Origin of the sequence: Pseudoalteromonas thalassia, assembly GCF_049257215.1 — a bacterium.
In the GTDB taxonomy this organism is placed as follows: domain Bacteria; phylum Pseudomonadota; class Gammaproteobacteria; order Enterobacterales; family Alteromonadaceae; genus Pseudoalteromonas; species Pseudoalteromonas lipolytica_C.
On sequence record NZ_JBMMUE010000008.1, the window covers coordinates 114,396 to 137,634 of the forward strand.

At 41.2% G+C, this 23,239-nt stretch carries 19 protein-coding genes; 9 read left to right on the plus strand and 10 right to left on the minus strand.

Features of this window, described 5'->3' with window-relative positions; all coding sequences use genetic code 11:
- Positions 1–347 precede the first annotated feature (347 nt).
- Positions 348–1,235, plus strand: coding sequence for a LysR substrate-binding domain-containing protein (locus tag AAEU31_RS11280; RefSeq protein ID WP_054551603.1), 888 nt, complete (start codon positions 348–350; stop codon positions 1,233–1,235).
- A 55-nt stretch (positions 1,236–1,290) separates the two neighbouring features.
- Entirely contained in the window at positions 1,291–2,055 is a 765-nt protein-coding gene (locus AAEU31_RS11285) for a YdcF family protein (RefSeq protein WP_421967258.1), read from the plus strand.
- Between the two features lie 6 nt (positions 2,056–2,061).
- Here AAEU31_RS11285 and AAEU31_RS11290 read toward each other — a convergent pair whose 3' ends face one another.
- Positions 2,062–2,814: a Nif3-like dinuclear metal center hexameric protein gene (locus tag AAEU31_RS11290; protein WP_138556787.1), complete on the minus strand. Its 753-nt coding sequence runs from the start codon at positions 2,812–2,814 to the stop codon at positions 2,062–2,064.
- Positions 2,815–2,964: 150 nt separating this feature from the next.
- Between AAEU31_RS11290 and AAEU31_RS11295 the strand changes: the two genes are divergently transcribed.
- Complete coding sequence (locus tag AAEU31_RS11295) at positions 2,965–3,342, plus strand: hypothetical protein (protein ID WP_063706001.1); 378 nt, start codon at positions 2,965–2,967, stop codon at positions 3,340–3,342.
- A gap of 31 nt (positions 3,343–3,373) precedes the next feature.
- On the opposite strand, the gene AAEU31_RS11300 is transcribed toward AAEU31_RS11295, so the two are convergent.
- Entirely contained in the window at positions 3,374–3,850 is a 477-nt protein-coding gene (locus AAEU31_RS11300; protein ID WP_421967259.1) for an HPP family protein, read from the minus strand.
- A gap of 100 nt (positions 3,851–3,950) precedes the next feature.
- Between AAEU31_RS11300 and AAEU31_RS11305 the strand changes: the two genes are divergently transcribed.
- Complete coding sequence (locus AAEU31_RS11305; protein ID WP_421967260.1) at positions 3,951–4,493, plus strand: TetR/AcrR family transcriptional regulator; 543 nt, start codon at positions 3,951–3,953, stop codon at positions 4,491–4,493.
- A 43-nt stretch (positions 4,494–4,536) separates the two neighbouring features.
- Here AAEU31_RS11305 and AAEU31_RS11310 read toward each other — a convergent pair whose 3' ends face one another.
- From AAEU31_RS11310 to AAEU31_RS11335, 6 genes are all read right to left on the minus strand, one after another.
- Positions 4,537–7,722: an amidohydrolase family protein gene (locus AAEU31_RS11310; protein ID WP_421967261.1), complete on the minus strand. Its 3,186-nt coding sequence runs from the start codon at positions 7,720–7,722 to the stop codon at positions 4,537–4,539.
- A 106-nt stretch (positions 7,723–7,828) separates the two neighbouring features.
- Positions 7,829–8,653, minus strand: a complete 825-nt coding sequence (locus tag AAEU31_RS11315; RefSeq protein WP_199525812.1) for a M90 family metallopeptidase — start codon at positions 8,651–8,653, stop codon at positions 7,829–7,831.
- Positions 8,654–8,741: 88 nt separating this feature from the next.
- Complete coding sequence (locus AAEU31_RS11320; protein WP_421967262.1) at positions 8,742–11,642, minus strand: two-component regulator propeller domain-containing protein; 2,901 nt, start codon at positions 11,640–11,642, stop codon at positions 8,742–8,744.
- A gap of 163 nt (positions 11,643–11,805) precedes the next feature.
- A complete protein-coding gene (locus tag AAEU31_RS11325) occupies positions 11,806–12,462 on the minus strand; it encodes a CatA-like O-acetyltransferase (protein ID WP_421967263.1) in 657 nt (218 codons plus the stop codon).
- A gap of 127 nt (positions 12,463–12,589) precedes the next feature.
- Positions 12,590–13,630 carry a Leu/Phe/Val dehydrogenase gene (locus AAEU31_RS11330; protein ID WP_135924167.1) on the minus strand — a complete coding sequence of 347 codons (1,041 nt, stop codon included), beginning with the start codon at positions 13,628–13,630 and terminating at the stop codon, positions 12,590–12,592.
- Between the two features lie 404 nt (positions 13,631–14,034).
- Entirely contained in the window at positions 14,035–15,561 is a 1,527-nt protein-coding gene (locus AAEU31_RS11335; protein ID WP_062570698.1) for a fumarate hydratase, read from the minus strand.
- Between the two features lie 181 nt (positions 15,562–15,742).
- Between AAEU31_RS11335 and pabB the strand changes: the two genes are divergently transcribed.
- From pabB to AAEU31_RS11350, 3 genes are all read left to right on the plus strand, one after another.
- Complete coding sequence (gene pabB, locus AAEU31_RS11340; protein ID WP_421967264.1) at positions 15,743–17,086, plus strand: aminodeoxychorismate synthase component I; 1,344 nt, start codon at positions 15,743–15,745, stop codon at positions 17,084–17,086.
- 17 nt (positions 17,087–17,103) lie between these two features.
- Positions 17,104–17,682, plus strand: a complete 579-nt coding sequence (locus AAEU31_RS11345) for an NUDIX hydrolase (RefSeq protein ID WP_138556782.1) — start codon at positions 17,104–17,106, stop codon at positions 17,680–17,682.
- Positions 17,683–17,835: 153 nt separating this feature from the next.
- Positions 17,836–19,212, plus strand: coding sequence for an L-serine ammonia-lyase (locus AAEU31_RS11350; protein ID WP_135924164.1), 1,377 nt, complete (start codon positions 17,836–17,838; stop codon positions 19,210–19,212).
- 55 nt (positions 19,213–19,267) lie between these two features.
- On the opposite strand, the gene cysB is transcribed toward AAEU31_RS11350, so the two are convergent.
- Positions 19,268–20,245: an HTH-type transcriptional regulator CysB gene (cysB, locus tag AAEU31_RS11355; RefSeq protein WP_135924163.1), complete on the minus strand. Its 978-nt coding sequence runs from the start codon at positions 20,243–20,245 to the stop codon at positions 19,268–19,270.
- 298 nt (positions 20,246–20,543) lie between these two features.
- Between cysB and AAEU31_RS11360 the strand changes: the two genes are divergently transcribed.
- Positions 20,544–21,302, plus strand: a complete 759-nt coding sequence (locus AAEU31_RS11360) for a hypothetical protein (RefSeq protein WP_135924162.1) — start codon at positions 20,544–20,546, stop codon at positions 21,300–21,302.
- 37 nt (positions 21,303–21,339) lie between these two features.
- Here the strand turns inward: AAEU31_RS11360 and AAEU31_RS11365 are convergent, their stop codons facing one another.
- Positions 21,340–22,632 (minus strand): NCS2 family permease, encoded by a 1,293-nt coding sequence (locus AAEU31_RS11365; RefSeq protein ID WP_168246726.1) that lies wholly within the window; start codon positions 22,630–22,632, stop codon positions 21,340–21,342.
- 121 nt (positions 22,633–22,753) lie between these two features.
- On the opposite strand from AAEU31_RS11365, the gene AAEU31_RS11370 reads away from it, so the two are divergent.
- Entirely contained in the window at positions 22,754–23,218 is a 465-nt protein-coding gene (locus tag AAEU31_RS11370; protein ID WP_135924161.1) for an SEL1-like repeat protein, read from the plus strand.
- Positions 23,219–23,239: the final 21 nt, after the last annotated feature.

A 23,239-nucleotide genomic window follows, 5' to 3' on the forward strand; every position in this document is an offset into this window, starting at 1 on the left:
CCCTTTGAAAAATAAAATCGTACTGATTACACGATAATAACAGTTTTAAAAATAATATCTTAGTTGTAAGTCAGGTCGCTTTGCCTAAGTGAGAAGTGAGTTAACCCTAATCAAAAACCTAAAGAGATCTCCAAAAAACAACTTGAGGTATATTCATAGCTTTTTGATATAAATTAAGTAAAAAAAACAATGACAGCGATGTCAATTGACAGTGAAAAAGCGTATTGTAAAAAAACAGTTAAAGTAACCACGAATTTTAGACGTCTAGACGTTGAAAAAACAAATTCTTAAGCGTACTATGTTCGTAATCTGAGTTTGGCTCACATTTTTCATGAGATTTTTTAAAGATGATTGATATAAAGCACCTAAAAACCATAGCGACCCTTAAAGAGACAGGCTCTTTGGTCAATACCGCCCGCGAGTTGTTTTTAACTCAATCGGCTTTATCACATCAAATTAAAGATCTCGAGAATAAGCTAGATTGCCAACTGTTCGAACGTAAGACGCAGCCTGTGCGTTTTACACCGCAAGGCATGTTACTGCTGGAGCTTGCTAATGAGGTTTTACCGAGGGTTGAAGCGACAAAGTGTCGTTTAAAAGAAAGCCTTAACCAGCCAATTTCAAATTTACGTTTAAGTGTTGAGTGTCATGCCTGTTTTCATTGGTTGCTACCAACTATCAAAGAATTTAATAACTTTTGGCCTGATATCAAAATTGATTATGAGCGCGGCTTTAGCTACGACGCCATTCCAGATTTAATTAATGATGAGTTAGATCTTGTGCTGACTTCTGATATTCGTGAACCCGATCAGCTTGAGTATGCTCACCTGTTTGATTTTAAATTAAAATTAATCGTTGCACCGGATCATGAGTTGGCAAAAAAAGCCTATGTCACCGCCCTTGATTTAAAAAACGAAACTATTATTTCGTACCCTATCCCGCGAGAGCGCCAAGATATCTTTAAACATTTTATTCAAAATGCACGCTTTGATGGCACGCTTAAAACAGTTGACCAAGGTTTATTGATTTTCCAATTAGTGAGCGCTGGAATGGGTGTTGCAGCATTACCAGATTGGCTAGTCACCCCTTATGAAAGCCAAGGACTCATTAAGTCGATTCCGTTAGGTGCACTTGGCCTTACTCGCCCTATGTATTTAGCGATGAAAAAGAATATGAAAGATAACCCTGTTTATCGCCACTTTTTAAATACGTGTAAGCAAAATAACGGTCGCTAAAGAAAGGCAAAATAATTAACATAGCTGCATCTGTTACAAACAATAATGCTGATACATGTTTGAAATTAAAAAGATCATTGGCTCATTATTAATGCCCCTGCCGTTGCTCGGGCTGCTTACTTTAGTGATGGTATTTTTAGCCATTGCCCATAAACGCAAAGCACTCTACTTTGGCTTTGTTAGCATTTTAACTTTAATGCTGATAAGCACGCCATTTATTGGTCAGTCACTGATAGCTGCAAGCAATAACCCTGCATGGCAATTTAACCAAGCAAAACACCCTAAACTCGATAATATTGTGGTACTTGGCTGCTCTATAATGCCCAACTCACGCCTTGCCGCTAATCACCAGTTAGGCGATTGTGCGCTAGGTCGATTACTTGAAGGTGTTAAGCTTGCCCACCACTACCCAAACGCCACTCTCTATGTATCAGGGGGCGGTTTTGCTAACACCACCAATAGCCAGCTCATGTTTGAAACAGCAAAAGCGCTCGGCATTAAAGGCTCCCGAATTAAGCAAAATCCCCTCGCTATGGATACCGCTGAAGAAGCGAAGCGACTTGCCATTTATTTAGTCGATAAAAAAACAGCCCTAGTCACCTCAGCAAGCCATATGCCGCGAGCGAAAGATTTATTTAATGCACAAGGTGTTGATGTGATCCCTGCGGCAACTGACTTCCAAGATTTTAGTCAGTATCCGACGTATAAGCAGTTTATACCAGATGATGATGTACTGGTTGCCGTTACCAGAGTCGCTCATGAAAAAATTGGCAGTGCTTGGGTAAGTGTGCGCCGCTGGATTGATCCAGAGGCGCTGTAGACTTAATCAGACTGGATTGTCGATATCGATAAACGTTACATCAAAACCATGCTGCTCAGCTAAAAGTTCGCCTAAGGCTTTAATGCCATAACGCTCAGTAGCATGGTGTCCTGCTGCAAAAAAGTCGATGCCTTGCTCGCGTGAACTATGAATCGTTTGCTCAGAGGCCTCACCAGTAAGATAAGCATCAATCCCTTGAGCAGCCGCTAAATCAATATACCCTTGGCCACCCCCGGTGCACCAAGCGATTGTTTCGATTTTTTCTTTTCTGACCAAACTAGTTAATGGTGCTCTATTAAGTACTTTCGCAATTTTATCGGCAAATTCTTCACCGCTTAGTGGTGTTTTTAAACGCCCTTTTACCGGCACACTATTTGGACCAGATTCAAGCCCACCAGTGAACTCAATACCAAGTAAATTTGCCAATTGTGCGTTATTACCAATGTCAGGATGAATATCTAGCGGTAAGTGATAGCCATATAAATTAATATCATTATTTAAAAGCGCTGCTATGCGGCGTTTTTTCATGCCCGTGATTGGCTGCGACTCTCCTTTCCAGAAATAGCCATGATGTACCAAAATCGTATCTGCATTTTCTGCAATAGCGGCATCAATCAATGCTTGGCTTGCTGTGACACCCGTCACTATTTTTTTTACCTCGCTCGCCCCTTCAACTTGTAAGCCGTTTGGGCAAAAGTCAGCGATAGAATCAGGTTTAAGAATGTCGTTTAATAATTGAGTAAATTGTTTGCGTTGCATATGAAAATCGTCCTTCAACCCTCTATTTTGTGCAAATTTTGGCGTTTATGAGTGAAAAATGGAAGGGAAATCGCAAAAAATTGAAAAGTAAGCTGAAAATAGGTATAAATATATATTCTTAATCTGTGTTTACAACGTATAGGGTCTCTGATGAGCAAACTAGACAAAACAGAAGTGTTAAATGCCTTCGAAGCAGCATACGAAGCAGCGAATGGTAAGAAACCTGAAATCACTACAAAACCTGGTTGGTATAGCATCGATGGTGGCAAAAACTTGCGCCTTGCTGATGTTGCAGCGCTGACTGAAGAGCTCACTTCTGGTAAAACAGCTGAGCCTAAAGCAGAAGAAGCACCAAAAGCACCAGCGAAAAAAACCAAAACTAAAACCGCTGCACCGGCTAAAACAGCTAAGAAAGCACCGTTTACTGTTGTTACAGCAAACGATGATGGTTACAAAGCTGAAGAGCTTTGGATTGTTAACCTAGCTGAAAAAGACCACGATTGTCGTTTACCGCGTGGTGTTGTGTAATCTCATTACACTCATTCATTTTAAAAAACCGCTACTCGTTAGCGGTTTTTTTATGACTATTCAATTGGTTGCTTAATATCCATTGACTTAAATAGCCAAACAACACAATAAATACGGTTCCGATTAATACGGGCATCACTAAAAAATCCCAGCTTTGCATAGATTGCATTATCAAAATTGGGTTTGCGCCTGCCGCTGGATGTACGGTATCTGTCAACATCATTAGGCTAATTGCCAGTCCTGTTGCTATAGCAATTTCAACAGCCCCTACACCGACATAATTTACAAATACAACACCGATTAATGCAGTCAAAAGATGCCCACCAATGACATTCTTCGCTTTCGCAAGCGGACTGTGTGGCACACCAAACACTAGCACCGCTGTTGCTCCAAAGGGTGCCATCAACCACACACCGTAATGTCCTAATTGCTGTAAATAGGCCAATACAAAAATTGCCATACAAGCAAATATACCCGCAATGGCCGCTTTGCTTACTTTATTCTCCATAAACCCTCCGAAAAGTAGACCGACTTGTCTACCCAGCAGATAGTAGACAACTCGGTCTACTTCTGTCAAGCTATCATTAATCTCCAATTGAGGCCTTGTTATGGATAAACGAACACATATTATTTTGACCGCCTTGTCACTTTTTTATCAAAAAGGCATTCATAGTGTGGGAATAAACGAAATCATTAGTGTGGCGGGTGTCGCCAAAAAAACCATGTACCACCATTTCGCAAGTAAAGATGAATTGTTACTCGCGTGCCTCAGTGAGCGACATAATAGGTTTATACATTGGTTAACGCATGCCACCAGCAAGCAAACCACTGTTGAAGAGTTTAAAGCAACGTTGATCAGCTGCCATGAAGCTTGGTTTAATTCTGAAGTAACAGAATTAGGTGATTTCAATGGCTGTTTATTTATTAACACTGCTGCTGAATTTGCTGATCCTGCAAGTCCAATTAATCAAGCCTGCAAAGAGCATAAAATGGCAGTTCAACAGTTAATTAAACAGCGTTTATCAGCGTGTAATAACTTAGAAAGTTCGCAACTAGACTCACACAGCAACTATTTGATGACGCTTGTAGAGGGCATGATCTGCCAAGCAAAACTAGTAGGAATTAAACAATTTCCTTATTTAAAACAATAAAAAAGCGGCACAATGGCCGCTTTCAGTTTAGATTTTCGCTTTGTTAGATTTCTTCAAAATATAACTTTTCGCGTTTTTTTTCACCCACTTCGTTCATGGTTGCAGCATCAAATAAACGACCATTGATCATGGTGTAATCGATTTTATCTGTATCACGAATGTTAGTTAGCGGATTACCGTCAATAACGATTAAATCGGCAAGTTTACCCGGCTCTAGAGAACCGATATTTTTATCAAGGCCGATGTATTTAGCAGGGTCTAACGTTGCTGCACGAATTGCTTCAAGTGGTGTCATACCACCTTGCGCAAACATCCAAATTTCCCAATGTGCTGCTAACCCCTCACGTTGACCATGAGCACCTAGGTTTACTAACACACCTAAGTCTTGCAGCTCTTTTGCAACACGGGCATTGTTAAAGTGGTTATAGTGATGATCGGGAGCCTTAACACGGCGCATTGAGCGAGGTAAAAGCTGATTCTTTGGTACAAACTTACTTAAGCGCGGGTGATTCCACACATCGGTCTTATCGTACCAATAATTTTCCCCCCAAATACCACCGTATGCTACACCCAGTGTCGGCGTATAACCTACATCACTTTGTGACCAAAGCTGGCGAATATCATCGTAAATATTGGCAACAGGAATTGAGTGTTCAATACCCGTATGACCATCAACTACCATGGTTAAGTTGTGCTGTAGTAATGAACCGCCTTCTGGCACAACCATCATTTCAAGTTCGCGGCCTGCTTCAATAACTTGCTGGCGCTGTTCACGACGTGGTTGGTTATATGATTTAACACTAAACGCCCCTACTTTCTTTAAACGCTCAAGGTGGAATTTAGCATCTTCTAACGAATCAATATGCGATGTATAACCTGGCATATTCGCACCATATAAAATGGTACCCGTTGAGAAAATACGAGGAGCGACAATCATGCCCGCTTTTTGCATTTCGCTTGCAGCAAAAATCTCAGTGGTATCGTTTGATGGATCATGAATCGTTGTCACACCTAACGCTAAGCCCGCTAAGTTCTTCCAGTTTTGCTGTGGAATGATCTCATCGCTGCCTTGCGAACCGTGAGCATGCGCATCAACAATACCCGGCATAATCGTCTTACCGGTTACATCAATTACTTCTGCGCCTTTAGGAATAGCAACACTGTCTTTACTGCCAACCGCTTTAATATGCTTACCATCAGTAACAATAACGCCGTTTTCAATGACTTGCTCACCGTTCATGGTGATAATACGTGCGCCAGTTAACGCAAATACTGATTTAGGCTCGGCCATGGTTTTTGTAAAACCGATGTTATCGCCACTTTTAACTTTAAAATCAGTCTCAGCATTTTGGTTAATATCAAATAAACCCGCTAGGCTTGCATGATATAACTCAGGGCCTAAGCTCCAATAAAGTTTATCGCTTGTGCCACTCCAACTGATGTTTTCACCCGCGCGAACAGAGAGCTGCTCAATTGGGAATTGGCTATCTTTCGGACCAATATTAATGGTTTTACCACGCTCAACAAATGGCGTAACAAATACTTTAAAACGCTCTGCAAACGCTAAGTATTGACCATCTGGTGATACTCTAAACTCTGTTGCATGTTCTGACTCATAAAGTTTACGAACTTGTTTTGATTCAAGCTCAACAACGCTCAATGTTGGTTTTGGCCAAGGGCTCATCACATAAATTCGGTCATTCGCAGCACCAAATTGCGGCTGATACCCTGATTTAGTGATAAGTGTTGAATTACCGCCTTTAGCACTTACTGAGTAAATGCCTGGCTCTAATGACCATGTTGGATTAAGGATACTGCCGCCAGACGCTTTACGGTAAACAACCGTTTTGCCATCTGGGCTAAATGTTGGCTCTACGTATTTACCTGGTTCTTTGGTAATAGTATCGCCACGACCACCACGTGCAGACACAACACGAACTGAGCCCTGCTCATTGTCATCCCATGTGGTGTAAACAATCTTCTTACCATCACGAGAAAACTGCGGAAATAATTCAAAGTGATCGTCTTGCTTAGTCAGACGCTTTACTTTGCCAGACTCTAAATCACGCTTATAAATATGACCTAGCGCCTCAAAAATAGCTGTTTCACCATCTGGTGAAATTTGTACATTACGCAGCATTTTCACATCAAAATTATCGCTATCGATGTTTTGTGTAAAGCGCACTGCTTTTTGAATTTGCTTATTGGTTTCAACTTTAAATGGAATAGTCGAGACAGACTTATCATCCACATCTAACTTATGGATTGACCCCCCCGCCCAAAATACTAGTTGTTCGTTGTCTGGTGTCCAAGCAATTGTCGGGTATACACCATGAATAGCCCATGTTTCTTGCATATCGCGCTCAAGCTCACCATAAAGCTTTGTATGCTCACCGGTATGGAGATCATATAAATACAAGCTTGTTTGGAAATCATCACGCTTGATATACGCAAGTTTTTTACCATCTGGTGAAGGTGTCGGTCGTATAGCCCCACCCATACCATCAATAATTGTTTCAATCTCGCCGGTTTCACGGTCGTAGCGTTTAATTTTATAAATGCCCGCTACAGAGTCTTTTGAGTAATGGAATGTTTTACCCGGCGTTGCATCATGAGAGAAATAAACATAACGACCATCAGGTGAGAACATTGGCTCGCCTAAGTCTTTTTGGTCGTTCTCGCGTGCAGTTAGTTGCACACCCTTGCCACCCGCTTTGTGGTAAAGCCATACTTCACCAGCACCTAAAGAGCGGCTTGCAGTAAAGTGCTTACGCGCAACTAAATAGTCGCCATCAGGGCTCCAAGCTGGGCTATTTAGCAAGCGGAATGTTTCGTTGGTTACTGCCTTTTGGTTTTCACCGTTTACATCCATAACCCAAATATTGTCACCACCGCCTTGGTCTGAAGTAAACGCAATGTGCTTACCATCAGGGCTAAAGCGTGGTTGCATTTGCCATGCAATATCACTGGTTAATTGCGTTGCAGTACCACCCGACATTGGCATGGTATAAATATCGCCGAGTAAGTCAAACACCACTGTTTTACCATCAGGGCTAATATCAACATTCATCCACGTGCCTTGCTCAACACTAATTTTAGCGTCTAGGAATTGGCCTTTTGGTGTATCTACTTGCCATTTGTCATCATTTGATTGCTCAGTTGCAGCCACTTGCCCTGATAGAGCAAGTGAAATCGATACAGCAAGCGCTGTATGAAGCATTTTCTTCATTGAAATCTCACTTTTTATTGTTTTGCTTATATGCACACTTTTAAGATTGCACCAAATAGCTTAGCAAGATTCCAGCAATACGTGTTAAACAGACGTAAATAGACGACTAATGCCACGCAATCGGATCAAACTGATAAAAGCCAACCAGTAAATGATAAATTTCTGGGTCGAACTGCCTGAGTTCTGCGGGTTTTTCTAAAAAGGTTTCGGTGATAACAGCAAAAAACTCGGCCTCATTAGTTGCCCCGTAACTGTGAATAACATGAGGCATGCCATAGGCTAAGTGGGTTTTGAGTTGATTAAATGCGCGGCTAAATACTTTCGCCCATTTTTGGTAATCCTCATTACTCGAAAGCAATGGCGTGCCTGTGGTTTGCCCTGTTTCTTGGTCGAGTTGATGAGCAAATTCATGAAACACCAAATTATGTCCATCACTTGGTAAGCGATTGCCCTCAAGAACATCATGCCAGCTCAGTACCAAGGTTCCACCCGGCCAAGACTCTCCTTGGCGCACGGTATTGTGATAGCTTACGAGCCCTGCATTATCGCGGGAGGTTTGTGGCGCATAATAAGCACTTGGATATAAAAGGATCTCTTTTACATTGCGATACAGGGGCCAAGGTTTATTAAGCACTAAAACACAGGCATCGGCCGCTACAATCAGCTTCATTGCATCATTAAGTTTAAGGCCATCACAGCCAATAAAGCGCTTTTCATTTAAAAACCAGACAATGTGACGCTCCAGCTTTTCGCGGTCTGCATCCGTCATCTTTTGGTAGATGGGCATATAGTTTAATAGCAGTTTTTTTTGCTGAGCATTGAGGGAGTAATTAAGGTATTTTTTCTGCCAAAAATGGTTACGGATGTCATCCCAGCGCCAGTAACAGACAATAAATATAATTAAAAAAACTAACAACAACAGGTTTAGCATTACTAACGCCTAAAAAACAGTCTTGTTACTTTAATGTGTGCAAACCAAAAAAGATCAATTGTTTGCACACTTTTTATTTTCAAAAACCTTAACTTGGAGTCATGCAACCCTTATTATGCATGAAAACCCTGTTGCGGCCGCTATTTTTAGCACTGTATAAGGCATTGTCTGCATTAGATAGTAATCGATCATAGTCAGTGACTTTTGAATTATCTGCAACACCAAAGCTCACCGTAACACATAGTCCTGTTGCGATATCAGCAAAGTCATAGTCAGCTATCTGTAAACGTATGTTTTCACACAACAGTGCTGCTTGTTCAGCATTTTTGTGCGGGAATAGTAAGGTAAACTCTTCACCTCCCCATCGTGCAGCATAGCCTTCATCTGGAAAACTCATTTGTAATAATCGTGCGATTTCACAAATCACCTTATCACCGATTAAATGAGAGAAATCATCATTAATCTGTTTAAAGTGATCAATATCCATAATCGCAATACTGAGCGCTTTATCCTCATCTTGAAACTGGTTAAAGTTATTTGCTAACCAACTATCAAAGGCGCGTCTATTCGGTAATTGTGTTAATTGGTCATGGTTTGCTAAGTGGGCAAATGCATCAGCTTGTGTTTTTAGTTCATGCATTTGCTGTTCAACTTTTTCCGTTAATTCAATTTCAATTCGCTTATAGTGATATAGTCGATATTTATAAATGACATACGCGGTAAAAAGAACGGCAATTAAGATAAATAACTTAAAGCTGGTTTTTTGCCAAAAATAAGGAGCAATTTTAAAATGCAATACTTGCTCATTATTTTGCCAATCACTATTTGGGTAGCCTGCGCGCACTTTAAAGGTATATTCACCTGGCGGTAAATTTGTGTACTCGGTAATGGTCAGACGCCCCCGGTCTACCCATTGTTGATTGTACCCACTTAATTGAGTTTGATAGTTAAGCCGAGCAGGCATAATAAAACTAAGCCCTGCGTAATTAAAAGACACACGTGAGACACCTGCCGGCAAACTAATAAAATCAGTATCAGAAGTTAAAGGGATTGATTTACCATCTACCTCAAAACTTTCTATTACAGTCGACAAACGGCGTTTACTGGCCTCTTTTAAGCGCTCTGGTGCTGCAATAGCAACGCCCTTAGCGGTCGCAACCCATATTTGACCATCAGAATGTATTACCGCAGCGGGGTTTGAGCCACCATTCGCTTGCGCACTTAGCATGCCATCGCCTTCGTCATAAAGCTGCATGGAAACGTCCATTGGTTTAGCTGGGTTATCTAATAACGTATTGAGTTGTGCTTTGTTAACCTGAATGACACCGCGATTACTGGTAAGCCAAAGTGAATCACCTTGTTCAATCACTTGGAACAGTTTATCAACTGGTAAACCTTGCTCTCGGCCAAACAAACTCATTTGATCTGTGCTGAGGTTGTAGCGAACTAGCCCTCGGTCTGTGGCGAGCCACATTTTATCGCCATCCAAATAAAAGCCGAATGCATACTCAGTGCTAAACTGATCAGGAAATTTTAATGAGCTGATTTGTCCAGAAGCTGAATCTAAGATAGATACGCCAACGCCTGTGCCAATCCAGATATTGCCATAAGCATCTTCAGCAAGGGCCATGATAAAGTCGCCAGCTAAACCATCGACTGTTGTATATGAATATGTTTGCCCTGAGGTATCTATTTTAGTTAACCCACCTGCAGTCCCAACCCACAAGTTATCAGACGAATCAAATAGCACCGCGCGAACTTCGTTACTAATAAGACCATTACTTCGATTTTTAACGGGATAAATTTTGTTATCTGCAACTTTCATTAAACCCGCAGTATAAGTACCAAGCCAAACACCTCCCTGTTTATCTTCGGTAAGGCTTAAAACTGATAAAGGGTCTTTGTCGTTAGCTTGTTCAAGCGTTGTTAACTCACCATTTTCAATACGATTTAAGCCGTTACTACTGCCCACCCATAAGCTGCCATCTGAGTGAGAGAGCACTGTACGAACATAATTTGATGCCAGGCCTCTACTCTTGTTCCAATTTGTAAAAGGGGCTTCTCTTAATCGAAATAAGCCCGCGTTAGTTCCGACCCAAATGCTTTTTTCACGATCTTGCATTAGCGATAAGATACGATTATTTGGTAAACCATCGTCAGCGGCTAAATTTTCTAAACCCAATTCACTTAACCTAAACACCCCTTTATTAATGGTACCAAACCATAAATCACCATGTGCATCTTCAAGTAAGCTAGAGATAGATTCTTTATTAAGGACGGGGTCAACAGAAGTGAACTTGTCTTGTTGCTTTTTCCATACACCTTTTTCGGTGCCTACAATTAAGGTACCCGAATTCGTTAGTAGTAAAGTAAACACGGAGGCGTCCGGCAACCCTGAATCTCGGCCAACCTTACTAACCTTGTTATCTATAATTTGATACAAGCCATCACTGGTTGCCGCCCAAATAACGCCCTCTTGGTCTTGTAACAAGCGATAAACACTCAATTTATCAAGTAGTTTTTGTTCAGGTGCATGCTCTGCGGCCCGATAAGCAATCCCCTCTCCTTCGAGGGCAAGCCAAATCTCACCTTGTTCAGTTATAAGTGCATGATTTATCATAGCTGACGATGTTGCTAAAGCGCGCCATTGCCCGTGAGTTCGCTGTGCAATACCACCTCGTGCACCAACTATATATAAATCACCATTATCCATCGGAATAAGGCTACGCAATCCTGAGTCAGGTAAGCCGGGGATTTCTGTACGGGTAAAAAGTTTAAATTCACGACCATTGAAACGAGCGAGCCCTTCCCAAGTTGCTATCCAAATATAACCGTCATTTGTTTGTGTAACTGAATTTATGCTGTTATGTGGAAGGCCTGCCGGTGTACTCCAAGTCTCGGTAAAATAATCACTGAGAGAGAGGCGTGCAGAATCTGCAAAAGTATTGAAACACAAGAAAAGTAAAATACAGCTAACTACCCGCACCATAAACTAAGACCCTGATATTTATTATCATTCTTTTCAGTGATGTAGTTTTATAGGTTCAGGGTTAAGCAAAACCCTGAATGGAACCAACTTACTTAATTAAGCGAATTGCTAAAATACTACATTAGTTGCAATTTTTACTTACTTTAATCACATTTAGCAACAATCAATTACAAAAATTTGTAATTTTTTCTTGTAGTACCTTTAAAAACTGCGCTACATGAAGTCCATCCATCAAGGCATGATGAACGTCAATCGACAGAGGCATTTTTCCAGTTTTTGAATCAAACTGGCCGAATACAAACTTAGGAATACCAAGTCCGTGACCTTCACTTACCGCATGCGAAAAACCAGTAAAGTTTAACCATGGTAGCACTGAGATATGAATTAGGTCTGGCTGCCCTTCTGTTGCAGCAAATGCATCAGAGAAAAAAGCTTGTACTTTACTGTTTTTTCCCACTTCAATAGCATGTTTAGAAAACGCTTCAATCGACGCCTGTTTTTCAAAATAACTGAATCGAAACGTATCATCATCAGCAAGCTCAACCACACTCCCTCGTACCGATGACAGTTGTACCGGTAGAGAATCTATAATACGTTGCCGCATTGGGGCGTAGTCATGACACGCTTCCAAAGTCAGGTATACATATGCATGAAAAAATGAGTACGGCGATTTTTTACATTTTTCATAAAGCGCAGCCATATCAAGTGAAACACAGACATTAAAATAAGGTAAAGAAAACTCACTGAAAAAAGCAAAATGTTGCTTTCGAGGCCAAGAATCTAAATCAATCGGTGTGATTTCACAAAGTGCTGTATCCATAAGAGACCCTCGAAGATTAAAAATCGAGTTTAACGAGTTAAAATGGCTTCGTCACTTAGTTGCGACAAATTACGAGCACAAAAAAAGGTGCGACCTGCGCACCTTTTCGAACAATTAATTTAATTAATTATAAACCGTTTTCGATGATTTCTAATGCTAGTTCATCGGCAATTAAATGTGTTGATTTTTGTTCTTTCTCTGAGCGAGCAAAGATTTCAGTTAAGGTATCGTAAATACCTTCAACGTGCTTAGTTGAAGCTTCTGCACTATAACCTTCTGGCGCAGTTTCGTAGTAAACGTTGATGATACCACCAGCGTTAATAACGTAATCTGGCGCGTATAAGATACCTTTTTCACGGATGATCTCACCGTGACGAGACTCTGCTAATTGGTTATTCGCACAACCAGCAATAATCGTTGCTTTTAAGCGAGGGATGGTATTATCGTTTACCGTTGCGCCCAGTGCACACGGTGCATAAACATCAACATCTAAGTCGTAGATTTCATCAATACCAACAGCCGTTGCGTTAAAATCGTTAACAACGCGCTCAACAGCTTGCTCGTTGATATCTGTTACAAATAATGTTGCGCCCGCCTCATGCAGGTGCTTACAAAGGCCATATGCCACGGCACCTAAACCTTGCACGGCTACTTTGATGCCAGCTAGATCTTGATGACCACGTTGATGCTGTAAAGCAGCTTTAATACCTAAGAATGTACCGTATGCCGTAAATGGTGATGGGTTGCCACTTTTACCTTCAAGGCCTAATACATAGTTAGTTTCTTTATTCATGATAGCCACATCATCACAGGTGATGTTTACATCTTCAGCTGAATAGTAGCTACCGCTTAAACGCTCTAGTTGGCGACCAAATGCACGAAAAAGTTGCTCTGATTTAATTTCTTTAGCATTACCGATGATCACTGACTTACCGCCACCAAATGGTAAACGTGCTACAGCATTTTTATACGTCATACCTTTTGATAAACGAAGTGCATCTGTTACAGCATCTTCATCTGTTGTGTAATCCCACATTCTGCAACCACCAACAGCTGGACCTAACTTGGTATTGTGAACCGCGATAATAGCTTTTAGGCCTGATTCTTTATCTGAACAAAATACCACTTGCTCGTGGTTATCAAAGTCGACTTTATTAAATACAGCCACAGTTAAATACTCCGAAATTTTCTTACCCTAAGGGGTGTGAGCGCTGAAATTGCCGAGACTTTATCACTTCATATGCTCGCTTACCACTATATGAGATGATAAAACTAAGCAAAGTTCAATGACAGAAATAACAACTCAAAAAACAACTTATAAAAGAAAAAATATACCAACCAAAGTTTGAATTGAGCATTGTTAATTCAAAACAAAATATTAACATCACCAACTTTATTACGTGAACGTAAAGGTAAAGTATAGCGTAAAGAAAAAGTGACAAGGAAAATGTGCCGATAAAGCCAAGTAGTATCTGCTTTTTAAGGGCATGCAGAAAAAATAGCCGAGACTGGTCAGAGCTGAAAAAAAACGGCGCAGATGCGCCGTTTTTTATTAAAAGACTTACAGGATGATTATTTTAATTTACCATCAAGTTCTTCGATTTTTGCTTTCCAAATAGCAGGGCCTTGTGTATGCGCATTCGCACCTTCACTATCAACAGCAACCGTTACTGGCATATCTTCTACTTCAAACTCGTAGATTGCTTCCATACCTAAATCTTCAAAAGCCACTACACGTGCTTTTTTGATTGCTTTAGATACAAGGTAAGCTGCACCACCAACCGCCATTAAGTAAATAGACTTATTGTTCTTGATTGATTCAACTGTTGCAGGACCACGCTCGGCTTTACCAATCATACCGATGATGCCAGTGTTTTCTAGCATCATATCAGTGAATTTATCCATACGTGTTGCAGTTGTAGGGCCAGCAGGACCTACCGCTTCATCACCTACTGCATCAACAGGGCCAACGTAGTAGATAAACTTGTTATCAAAATCAACGCCTTCAGGTAAACCTTCACCTGATTGGATCATATCTTGTAAGCGTTTATGTGCTGCGTCACGACCCGTTAAAATAGTACCAGACAGAAGAACCGTTTCACCCATCTTCCATTCTTGCGTGTCTTCTTTAGTCAGTGTGTTTAAATCAACACGACGTGTACCTTCACCTACTTCAAACGTAACTTCTGGCCAATCTTCAAGTTTCGGCGCTTTAAGATCAGCTGGACCTGAACCATCTAACGTGAAGTGAACGTGACGAGTTGCTGCACAGTTCGGGATCATTACCACTGGTTTTGATGCTGCATGAGTCGGTGCAGTTTTGATTTTCACGTCAACAACTGTTGTTAAACCACCCAGACCTTGTGCGCCAATACCTAATTTGTTTGCACGTTCGAAGATATCGATACGCATTTTTTCTTCAGTTGTTTCTGCGCCACGCTCAATCAGCTCATGAATATCAACCGGATCCATTAATGATTCTTTAGCAAGTACCGCTGCTTTTTCTGCAGTACCACCAATACCTATACCTAGCATGCCAGGTGGACACCAGCCCGCACCCATTGTTGGTAATGTTTTTTCAACCCATGCAGCCACATCATCAGATGGGTTAAGCATAACCATTTTCGTTTTATTTTCTGAGCCGCCACCTTTAGCTGCCACCATTACTTCTACTTCAGCACCTGGCACTAAGTCGATATGAACAACTGATGGAGTATTGTCTTTGGTGTTTTTACGCGTACCAGCAGGGTCTGCAACAATTGATGCGCGTAACGGGTTATCTGGATTTAAGTATGCGCGACGTGTACCTTCATCAACCATTTGCTGTACAGTCATGTCTGTTTTATCCCACTTAACATCCATACCTACTTTTACAAAACAGGTAATGATACCGGTATCTTGGCAAAGTGGACGTTTACCTTCAGCAGACATACGAGAGTTAATTAAAATTTGCGCAATGGCATCTTTTGCCGCTTTGCTTTGCTCTTTGTTGTAAGCTTTTTCTAAGGCTTGTACGAAATCGAGAGGGTGATAAAAAGAAATGTATTGCAATGCATCTTCAATGCTATCAATGAAGTCTTGCTGACGAATTGTACTCATTACGGGTTCCTTAAGTTTTTATCGCGTAGCGCTGTACGTGATCCTGAGTAAACCGGTGACGAAGATTTACTCTACGGGTTAGTCATGGCATCACTATAAAGGAAATCATAACGCTGCCAATCAAATTTAACTTATGATACCCTCCTCGCCCGTTTCGGGCTAGTTATTCAGGGCAATGTAGATGATAAACGATGAAAATTTGTGCATTAAATTAGATTTAAGCGGTGATTGCATCGCGCTATTTACTCATTTTTCTCATTTGCCCCATGCCGTGTTGCTTGATTCAGCTAACAGTGAACATGTAAATAGTCGCTTTGATATCATTGCCATTGCGCCGCTAAAGCAATTAGAGGTGCGCGAAAATCAGTGCTTTATCGACGGTAAGCAACAATCGAGTGATTGTTTTAGTTTAATGAAAGCGGCTCTTCAGGAATTTAATCACGCACCAAGCACGAATAACCTACCTTTTACGGGTGGTTGGCTTGGCTATTTTGGTTATGATTTAGGCCGTGTGATTGAAACTATGCCAAATCATGCCGAAAACGACATTAACATGCCGCAAATGGCTGTTGGACTTTATCCTGATGCCCTTATTTTTGATAAGCAACAACAAAGTTGGTTTTACGTTTGTCAGCCAAATCAAAATCGCTTAGCGCTATACCAGCAGCACCTAAACGAAACACCTGCAAGTGCAGAGTTTGCGCTGCAAAGCGACTGGCAGTCAAACATGAGCAAAGCCAGCTACAGCGAAAAGTTTGAGAAAATTCAAGCTTATTTAAAAAGCGGTGACTGTTACCAGATCAACCTTGCACAACGATTCAAAGCTGAGTTTTCAGGTTCAACATGGCAAGCCTATAAACAACTTCGAGAAGCGAATAAAGCACCGTTTTCAAGCTATATCAATCACCCAGATGGCGCTATTTTATCTATCTCACCTGAGCGCTTTATCTCGATAAATCAAGGGCAAATTGAAACCAAGCCGATTAAAGGAACCCTGCCACGCTTAGCTGACTCAGAGCAAGACCAAGCGCAAGCAACTCGCTTACAACAATCTGAAAAAGATCGTGCAGAAAATGTCATGATTGTTGACCTATTGCGCAACGATTTAGGCAAAGTGGCTCGTCCTGGCAGCGTGACTGTGCCATCGCTATTTGCCATTGAAAGCTTTCCTGCGGTACATCATTTAGTAAGTACAGTGCGCGCAGAATTAGCCGAGGGTAAAGATGCCGTTGACCAAATTCATGCCGCTTTCCCGGGTGGCTCAATTACCGGAGCACCGAAAATTCGCGCTATGGAAATTATAGAAGAGCTCGAACCACATCGCCGTAGTGTGTATTGTGGTTCAATTGGCTATTTAAGTGCCTGTGGCAATATGGATACCAGTATCACAATTCGTACTTTAGTGTGTCATCAAGGTGCTATCTATTGTTGGGCTGGCGGTGGCATAGTGGCTGATTCAAAGGTCGACTTGGAGTACCAAGAAACTTACGATAAAGTAAATAAAATACTGCCTTTATTAAAGTAAAAGTTGAAGTAAAAGCCTTGAATAGTCAGCAAATAATTGCCCGCTTTAGTTTAAGTCAAACCACAGAGCGCCCTACCACCATTCGCTTTAATGCCGAAAAGCGTGCCAGTGCCGTAATGCTCCCTCTGCTTGATGTTAACGACGAAGCGCATTTATTGCTGTGCAAACGACCAAGTTATTTACTTCATCACCCGGGGGAGATTTGCTTACCGGGTGGTAAGTATGAGGAGCAAGATGACACTTTAATGCACACTGCCCTTCGAGAGCTTAATGAAGAGCTCAACATTGCGACACATCAAGTGACTGTTCACGGTAAATTACACCAGTATGCGACTCTAACTGGTTTCACTATTGAACCATTTGTTTGTGTACTTAGTAAAGGCACTACATGGCAAGCAGATCCTAATGAAGTGGCCGCCAGTTTTTTGCTACCGATATCACATTTGAGCAACCAGCAAAATTGGCAACCTCTCCCTTTTGAGCGCAATGGCAAAACCATCATATTACAGGGCTTGATGACCCCGCATGGCCTACTTTGGGGAGCAACCGCGAGCATAATTAACAACTTTATCAAGCAGCTCGCCCTACCAGTTTAATTATCCTGCTTTTAGGGTTACACAGCCACATAGAAACGTTATCATGTGGCACCGTTCAAAGACAGATATACCTTCCCCTAAGTTACTGAGCAAAGTATGTAAAGGGGACTACATTTTAGGTATAGCGTTTAATAGGAAAATGAGTAGCAAATTATGATCAGTGCATTCGATATGTTTAGTATTGGTATTGGCCCATCGTCATCTCACACAGTTGGCCCAATGCGCGCTTCGCGTTTATTTGTAAACGAATTAGAAGAAAAAAACATACTTACAAACGTCACCGATATTAAAGTAGAGCTGTTTGGTTCATTAGGCCAAACGGGCATTGGCCATGGCTCAGGTAAAGCCGTGATCTTAGGCCTTGCCGGTTATGATCCAGAAACCATTGATGCTGATTTAGTCGATGATATTCTCGCGAAAATCGAAAAAGAACAGGTTATTTACTTAAACCAAAGCCATAAAGCTAATTTCCCTAAGCAAGGAGCGATTGTATTCCATCGTCGTAAAACATTGCCTAAGCATTCAAATGCGATGGAAATCATTGCGAGCCAAAATGGCGAAAAACTTTTTAGTAAGGTGTATTACTCAATCGGTGGTGGCTTTATCGTAAGTGATGAAGAGTTTGAGAACGAAAAACAAAAAGCGCTCGAAATCCGCGAAGAAAACCCAGCACCTTACCCATTCAATACTGCTAAAGAGTTATTAGAGCTGTGTCGCGAATCAGGGTTTAGTGTATCAACGCTTATGATGCATAACGAAAAAACTCTTCGTAGTGAAAAAGACATCAAAGATGAGCTGTTTAATATTTGGCAAGTCATGAAAGCCTGTATTGAACGTGGTATGCGCACAGAAGGTATCTTACCGGGCGGCTTAAAAGTAAAACGTCGTGCACCTAGCTTACACCTTAAATTAAATATTGAAGTTAACAACGACCCGCTTCGCGCTATGGATTGGGTTGATTTATTTGCCCTTGCTGTGAACGAAGAAAATGCAGCTGGCGGCCGTGTTGTTACCGCACCAACCAATGGTGCTGCAGGTATTTTACCAGCGGTATTGATGTATTATCACACTTTCATTAAAGAAGTAGACCGAGATATTGCCACCCGTTATTTATTAACAGCTGCGGCAATTGGTATTTTGTATAAAAAGAATGCCTCAATTTCGGGTGCTGAAGTAGGTTGCCAAGGCGAAGTGGGTGTTGCTTGCTCAATGGCGGCTGGCGCACTAACTGAAATAATGGGTGGTAATGTTGTGCAAGTTGAGAACGCTGCTGAAATCGGCATGGAGCACAATCTAGGTCTTACCTGTGACCCTGTTGGTGGCCTTGTGCAAGTACCGTGTATTGAACGTAATGCGATGGGTGCTATAAAAGCAATCAATGCGTCACGCCTTGCAATGCGTGGCTCTGGCGAGCAAAAAGTGACCCTTGATAAGGTAATTAAAACCATGCTCGACACAGGTAATGATATGAAAACCAAATACAAAGAAACCGCTCGCGGTGGCTTGGCGGTTAATATCATCGAGTGTTAATTTACAGCACGTCTTCAGCACATAAAAAAGCCGCTTTAAAGCGGCTTTTTTATCTCTATTTTACTGGTAACTCAATATTTTCGAAGAGCTTATCAACATCTTCTTGGTTACGTAATAAACTTGCTCGCTCAACTAACTCTTTAGTTAAGTGTGGTGCAAAACGCTCGATAAAGTCATACATGTAGCTGCGTAAAAAGCTGCCTTTTCTAAAACCAATCTTAGTAGTACTGGCTTCAAATAAGTGACTAGCATCAATACACACCAAATCATTATCAGTTACTTGGTCAATGGCCATTGAAGCTACAACCCCCACCCCAAGTCCTAAACGCACATAGGTTTTAATTACATCCGCGTCCGTTGCAGTAAATACAATATGCGGCTCAAGCCCATGAGCATTAAAAGCTTTATCTAATTCAGATCGACCTGTAAAACCAAACACATAAGTTATAAGGGGATATTTAGCAACATCTGCAACTGTTAAGTTATCAGCCTTTTGCGCCAGTGGATGTGTTTTTGCAACAACGATACTGCGATTCCAGTGATAACATGGCAGCATCACTAGATCAGAGTATAAATGCAAAGCCTCTGTTGCAATGGCAAAGTCTGCGTCACCGCGCGCTGCGGCGTCCGAAATTTGCTGCGGCGTACCTTGATGCATGTGCAACGATACTGCAGGGTATTTTTTCATAAAGCCCTGAATAACATTAGGTAATGCATAACGTGCTTGGGTATGTGTTGTAGCAATGTTTAGCTTACCTTGATCCGGTAAAGTATGTTCATTGGCAACCGCTTTAATACCCTCAACTTTTGATAGTATCTCGCGTGAAATATTAATAATTTCGTTACCCGCACTGGTTACGTGCGTAAGGTGTTTACCACTACGACCAAAAATTTGTACGCCGAGCTCATCTTCAAGCATACGTACCTGCTTTGAGATCCCCGGTTGAGAAGTAAATAAACTTTCTGCTGTCGCTGAAACATTTAGTTTATGATTTTGGACTTCGACTATATATCTGAGTTGTTGTAATTTCATGGCTGCATTGTAAACGTTGTTATTGTTTATTTATAAAGGCTGCAAAGCGCAATGCCAAGTGATATTTCATCGCGCTATACTTTTATATCGATTGTTTCTAAGGCTAACACAATAAATTACTGCTCGGTAGCCGTGTTTACTCGCAAAATATTCAATAAAGATGCTGCTTTAACGCTATACTCATTAAAAAGTAGTAAACATCAGAAGTTTATTCTAGATAAGTAACCGCAAAACTATCCAGATCTAATCTTTTTAATGTAAGATAAAAAAATTAGATAGTTAAAACTGAGATTTAGTAATGATTGTTTCTATCATCATCATGCTCATTGTTGCATTAATCGTAATCGCACTGTGGGTAAGTGCTGTGCAGCAACACAAAGAAAAACAAGAAGCTGAGCGCCGCAAAGAACTAACAAAACAAAAAAAAATTATCGAAGAGGCAGAAGATGTACTTCTTAACAGTACGAATATCCCTATGTCTGAAAACACCTTACGCATTATTCAACGACGTATTTATGATGCACTAGCAAGCATGGTGCAACTTTCGCCAAACTCAAGAGAATTAAAAAATCGTTTAAAAGAATCAAAAGAACGCTTAACCGCTCCTCTCGAAGTCAACAACACAGAAGCGTTAGTATTACCAGATAACGACAAACAACTTATTTCACTTATCCAGGGTATAAAGAAACTGCGTACCTTACTTCGCTCTGAACATGGTAAAGGCAAAGTCGATAGCCAAGTTTTTGTTGCCGAAGATAAACGTTTAGAAAAACTTCAATTACGTATTAATGTCGAAAGCCAAATTAAGCGAGGTATGTCTGCTCGCTCTGCCAATATGGTTGGCTCTGCGAGACAATACTTTGAAAAAGCACTCGCAACACTATCATCTGTTAGTTATAGCGATGAATATGTTAATAGTAAAAAACAAGAAGTTGAGAATTACTTAGAAGCGATAAGCTCTGAACTGAAAGCGTCAAATGCAACGTCACTTAAGAAAAAAGCAGAGCAAGAGCAAGACGACTTAGACGTGTTATTCGCACCAAAGAAAAAGTGGTAAACCACTTTTTCTTTGTGCTTTTTTATTTAGTTGGTGTTTAAGATAAAAACGCGAACTTAACAATAAATAATGCTGTTAACACCCACACACTAATACTGATTTCATCTTTTTTACCACATACCAACTTCACCGCAGTATACGAAATAAAACCCAGTGCGATACCGTGCGCAATCGAGAAAGTTAACGGCGTCATTAATAATACCACGCTCACTGGAATGGCATCTGTCATATCATCCCAATTTACCAGCTTTAAGTTTTGCATCATTAAAACAGCAACATACAAAATCGCACCTGCCGTTGCATACGCAGGGATCATCCCGGCTAGTGGTGCAAAGAACATCATTAACAAGAAACAAATACCCACAACAACAGCTGTAAGACCTGTACGGCCACCTACAGACACACCCGCTACAGATTCAATGTATGACGTTGTCGTTGAAGTACCAAGCATTGAGCCTGCAATCGTTGCTGTGCTGTCGGCACTTAACGCACGACCTAGGCGTGGCATTTTACCTTGCTCATCAGCAAGACCTGCCTTTTGCGTTACAGCAACCAAGGTACCTGAAGTGTCAAACAAATCAACAAATAAGAAGGCAAAGATTACCGTTAACATTGAAATTTCTAGTGCTGCAGCAAAATCCAGTTGCATAAAGGTTGGCGCAATTGAAGGTGGCATTGAAATAATCCCTTGATACTCCACAAGGTCTAAGCCAAGGGCGATAGCCGTAACCAATAAAATGCTAATTAGCACGCCGCTTTTCATGTCGCGGTATAGAAGAGCCGCAATAACAAAAAAGCTAAAGATAGCCAGTAAAGGACCAGGAGCTGTGATATCGCCTAACTGCACTAAGGTTGCAGGACTTGCTACAATAATACCGGCATTTTTTAGTGCAATAAGCGCTAAGAAAGCACCAATACCTGTGGCAATCGCACGCTTTAATACCAGAGGGATCGCATCAATGATCCACTCTCGCACCTTAAATAGGCTTAAACACAAAAATATACAGCCAGACATAAATACTGCACCAAGTGCGGCTTGCCAAGTGTAGCCCATACCAAGCACTACACCATAGGTAAAGAACGCGTTTAAGCCCATACCCGGTGCCAGTGCTAATGGATAGTTTGCCCATAAGCCCATGATAAAACAGCCAATTGCAGCAGCAATACAAGTTGCTACGAATGCGGCACCTTGATCCATTCCCGCTTCTGCAAGCATTGCAGGGTTAACAAATACAATGTAAACCATGGTAATGAATGTTGTGATGCCAGCAATAGTCTCGCGGCGCACAGAGGTGTTGTTTTCAGTGATTTTGAAAAGTCTTTCGAACATGTTTAACTTTAAGTTGAGATTAATTGGCTAATTTTATCATATTTTATCTCAATAAGAGGACATTTTACCTTGCAATGTTCTAAACTAATAAGGTCTTTTATTTCAAGAAAATAACTAAACTATGTCTGATAATTCGCCAGTAGGCTTAGATTTAGAGCAACAGCTTGATAATGTACTTGCCTTTATAACCCAACCCGATAAAGGGTCGGCGCCAGATAAAAGTACTCAATCTGTTGAAAACGTACTAAACAAAGCTTTGTATTATTTAAAAAATGAACAGCCTCCCCTTGCTGCCAAATGGATGCGTTTAGCTGCTATGGCGGGTAATCATAGGGCACAATTTTATATGGGGCTGTTTTTCATCAAAGGGCAAGGTGTACCGCACAGTGTATTTCATGGCGCGGTGTGGCTAAGTCTGGCAAGTAGTCAGGGTTATGAGCCTGCAACCGCAGCACTTAACGACCTTCGAAAACACATCAGTACGCGCCGATTACAAGACGCGCAAAGCTATGCAGCTACCCTATATGAGCAAATCCACCAGCAGCAATTTGCTCATTTAATTCCTCGCGATCCTGACGCCAGCTAACACGCGTCAGGTTCTACAACT

Bases quoted from the DNA above. Each gene is read 5' to 3' on its own strand.
- pabB (WP_421967264.1), top strand. From the start codon at position 15,743: ATGATAAACGATGAAAATTTGTGCATTAAATTAGATTTAAGCGGTGAT.
- AAEU31_RS11350 (WP_135924164.1), top strand. From the start codon at position 17,836: ATGATCAGTGCATTCGATATGTTTAGTATTGGTATTGGCCCATCGTCA.
- AAEU31_RS11365 (WP_168246726.1), bottom strand. From the start codon at position 22,632: ATGTTCGAAAGACTTTTCAAAATCACTGAAAACAACACCTCTGTGCGC.
- AAEU31_RS11310 (WP_421967261.1), bottom strand. From the start codon at position 7,722: ATGAAGAAAATGCTTCATACAGCGCTTGCTGTATCGATTTCACTTGCT.
- AAEU31_RS11370 (WP_135924161.1), top strand. From the start codon at position 22,754: ATGTCTGATAATTCGCCAGTAGGCTTAGATTTAGAGCAACAGCTTGAT.
- cysB (WP_135924163.1), bottom strand. From the start codon at position 20,245: ATGAAATTACAACAACTCAGATATATAGTCGAAGTCCAAAATCATAAA.
- AAEU31_RS11285 (WP_421967258.1), top strand. From the start codon at position 1,291: ATGTTTGAAATTAAAAAGATCATTGGCTCATTATTAATGCCCCTGCCG.
- AAEU31_RS11290 (WP_138556787.1), bottom strand. From the start codon at position 2,814: ATGCAACGCAAACAATTTACTCAATTATTAAACGACATTCTTAAACCT.
- AAEU31_RS11300 (WP_421967259.1), bottom strand. From the start codon at position 3,850: ATGGAGAATAAAGTAAGCAAAGCGGCCATTGCGGGTATATTTGCTTGT.
- AAEU31_RS11315 (WP_199525812.1), bottom strand. From the start codon at position 8,653: ATGCTAAACCTGTTGTTGTTAGTTTTTTTAATTATATTTATTGTCTGT.
- AAEU31_RS11305 (WP_421967260.1), top strand. From the start codon at position 3,951: ATGGATAAACGAACACATATTATTTTGACCGCCTTGTCACTTTTTTAT.
- AAEU31_RS11320 (WP_421967262.1), bottom strand. From the start codon at position 11,642: ATGGTGCGGGTAGTTAGCTGTATTTTACTTTTCTTGTGTTTCAATACT.
- AAEU31_RS11360 (WP_135924162.1), top strand. From the start codon at position 20,544: ATGATTGTTTCTATCATCATCATGCTCATTGTTGCATTAATCGTAATC.
- AAEU31_RS11295 (WP_063706001.1), top strand. From the start codon at position 2,965: ATGAGCAAACTAGACAAAACAGAAGTGTTAAATGCCTTCGAAGCAGCA.
- AAEU31_RS11335 (WP_062570698.1), bottom strand. From the start codon at position 15,561: ATGAGTACAATTCGTCAGCAAGACTTCATTGATAGCATTGAAGATGCA.
- AAEU31_RS11280 (WP_054551603.1), top strand. From the start codon at position 348: ATGATTGATATAAAGCACCTAAAAACCATAGCGACCCTTAAAGAGACA.
- AAEU31_RS11325 (WP_421967263.1), bottom strand. From the start codon at position 12,462: ATGGATACAGCACTTTGTGAAATCACACCGATTGATTTAGATTCTTGG.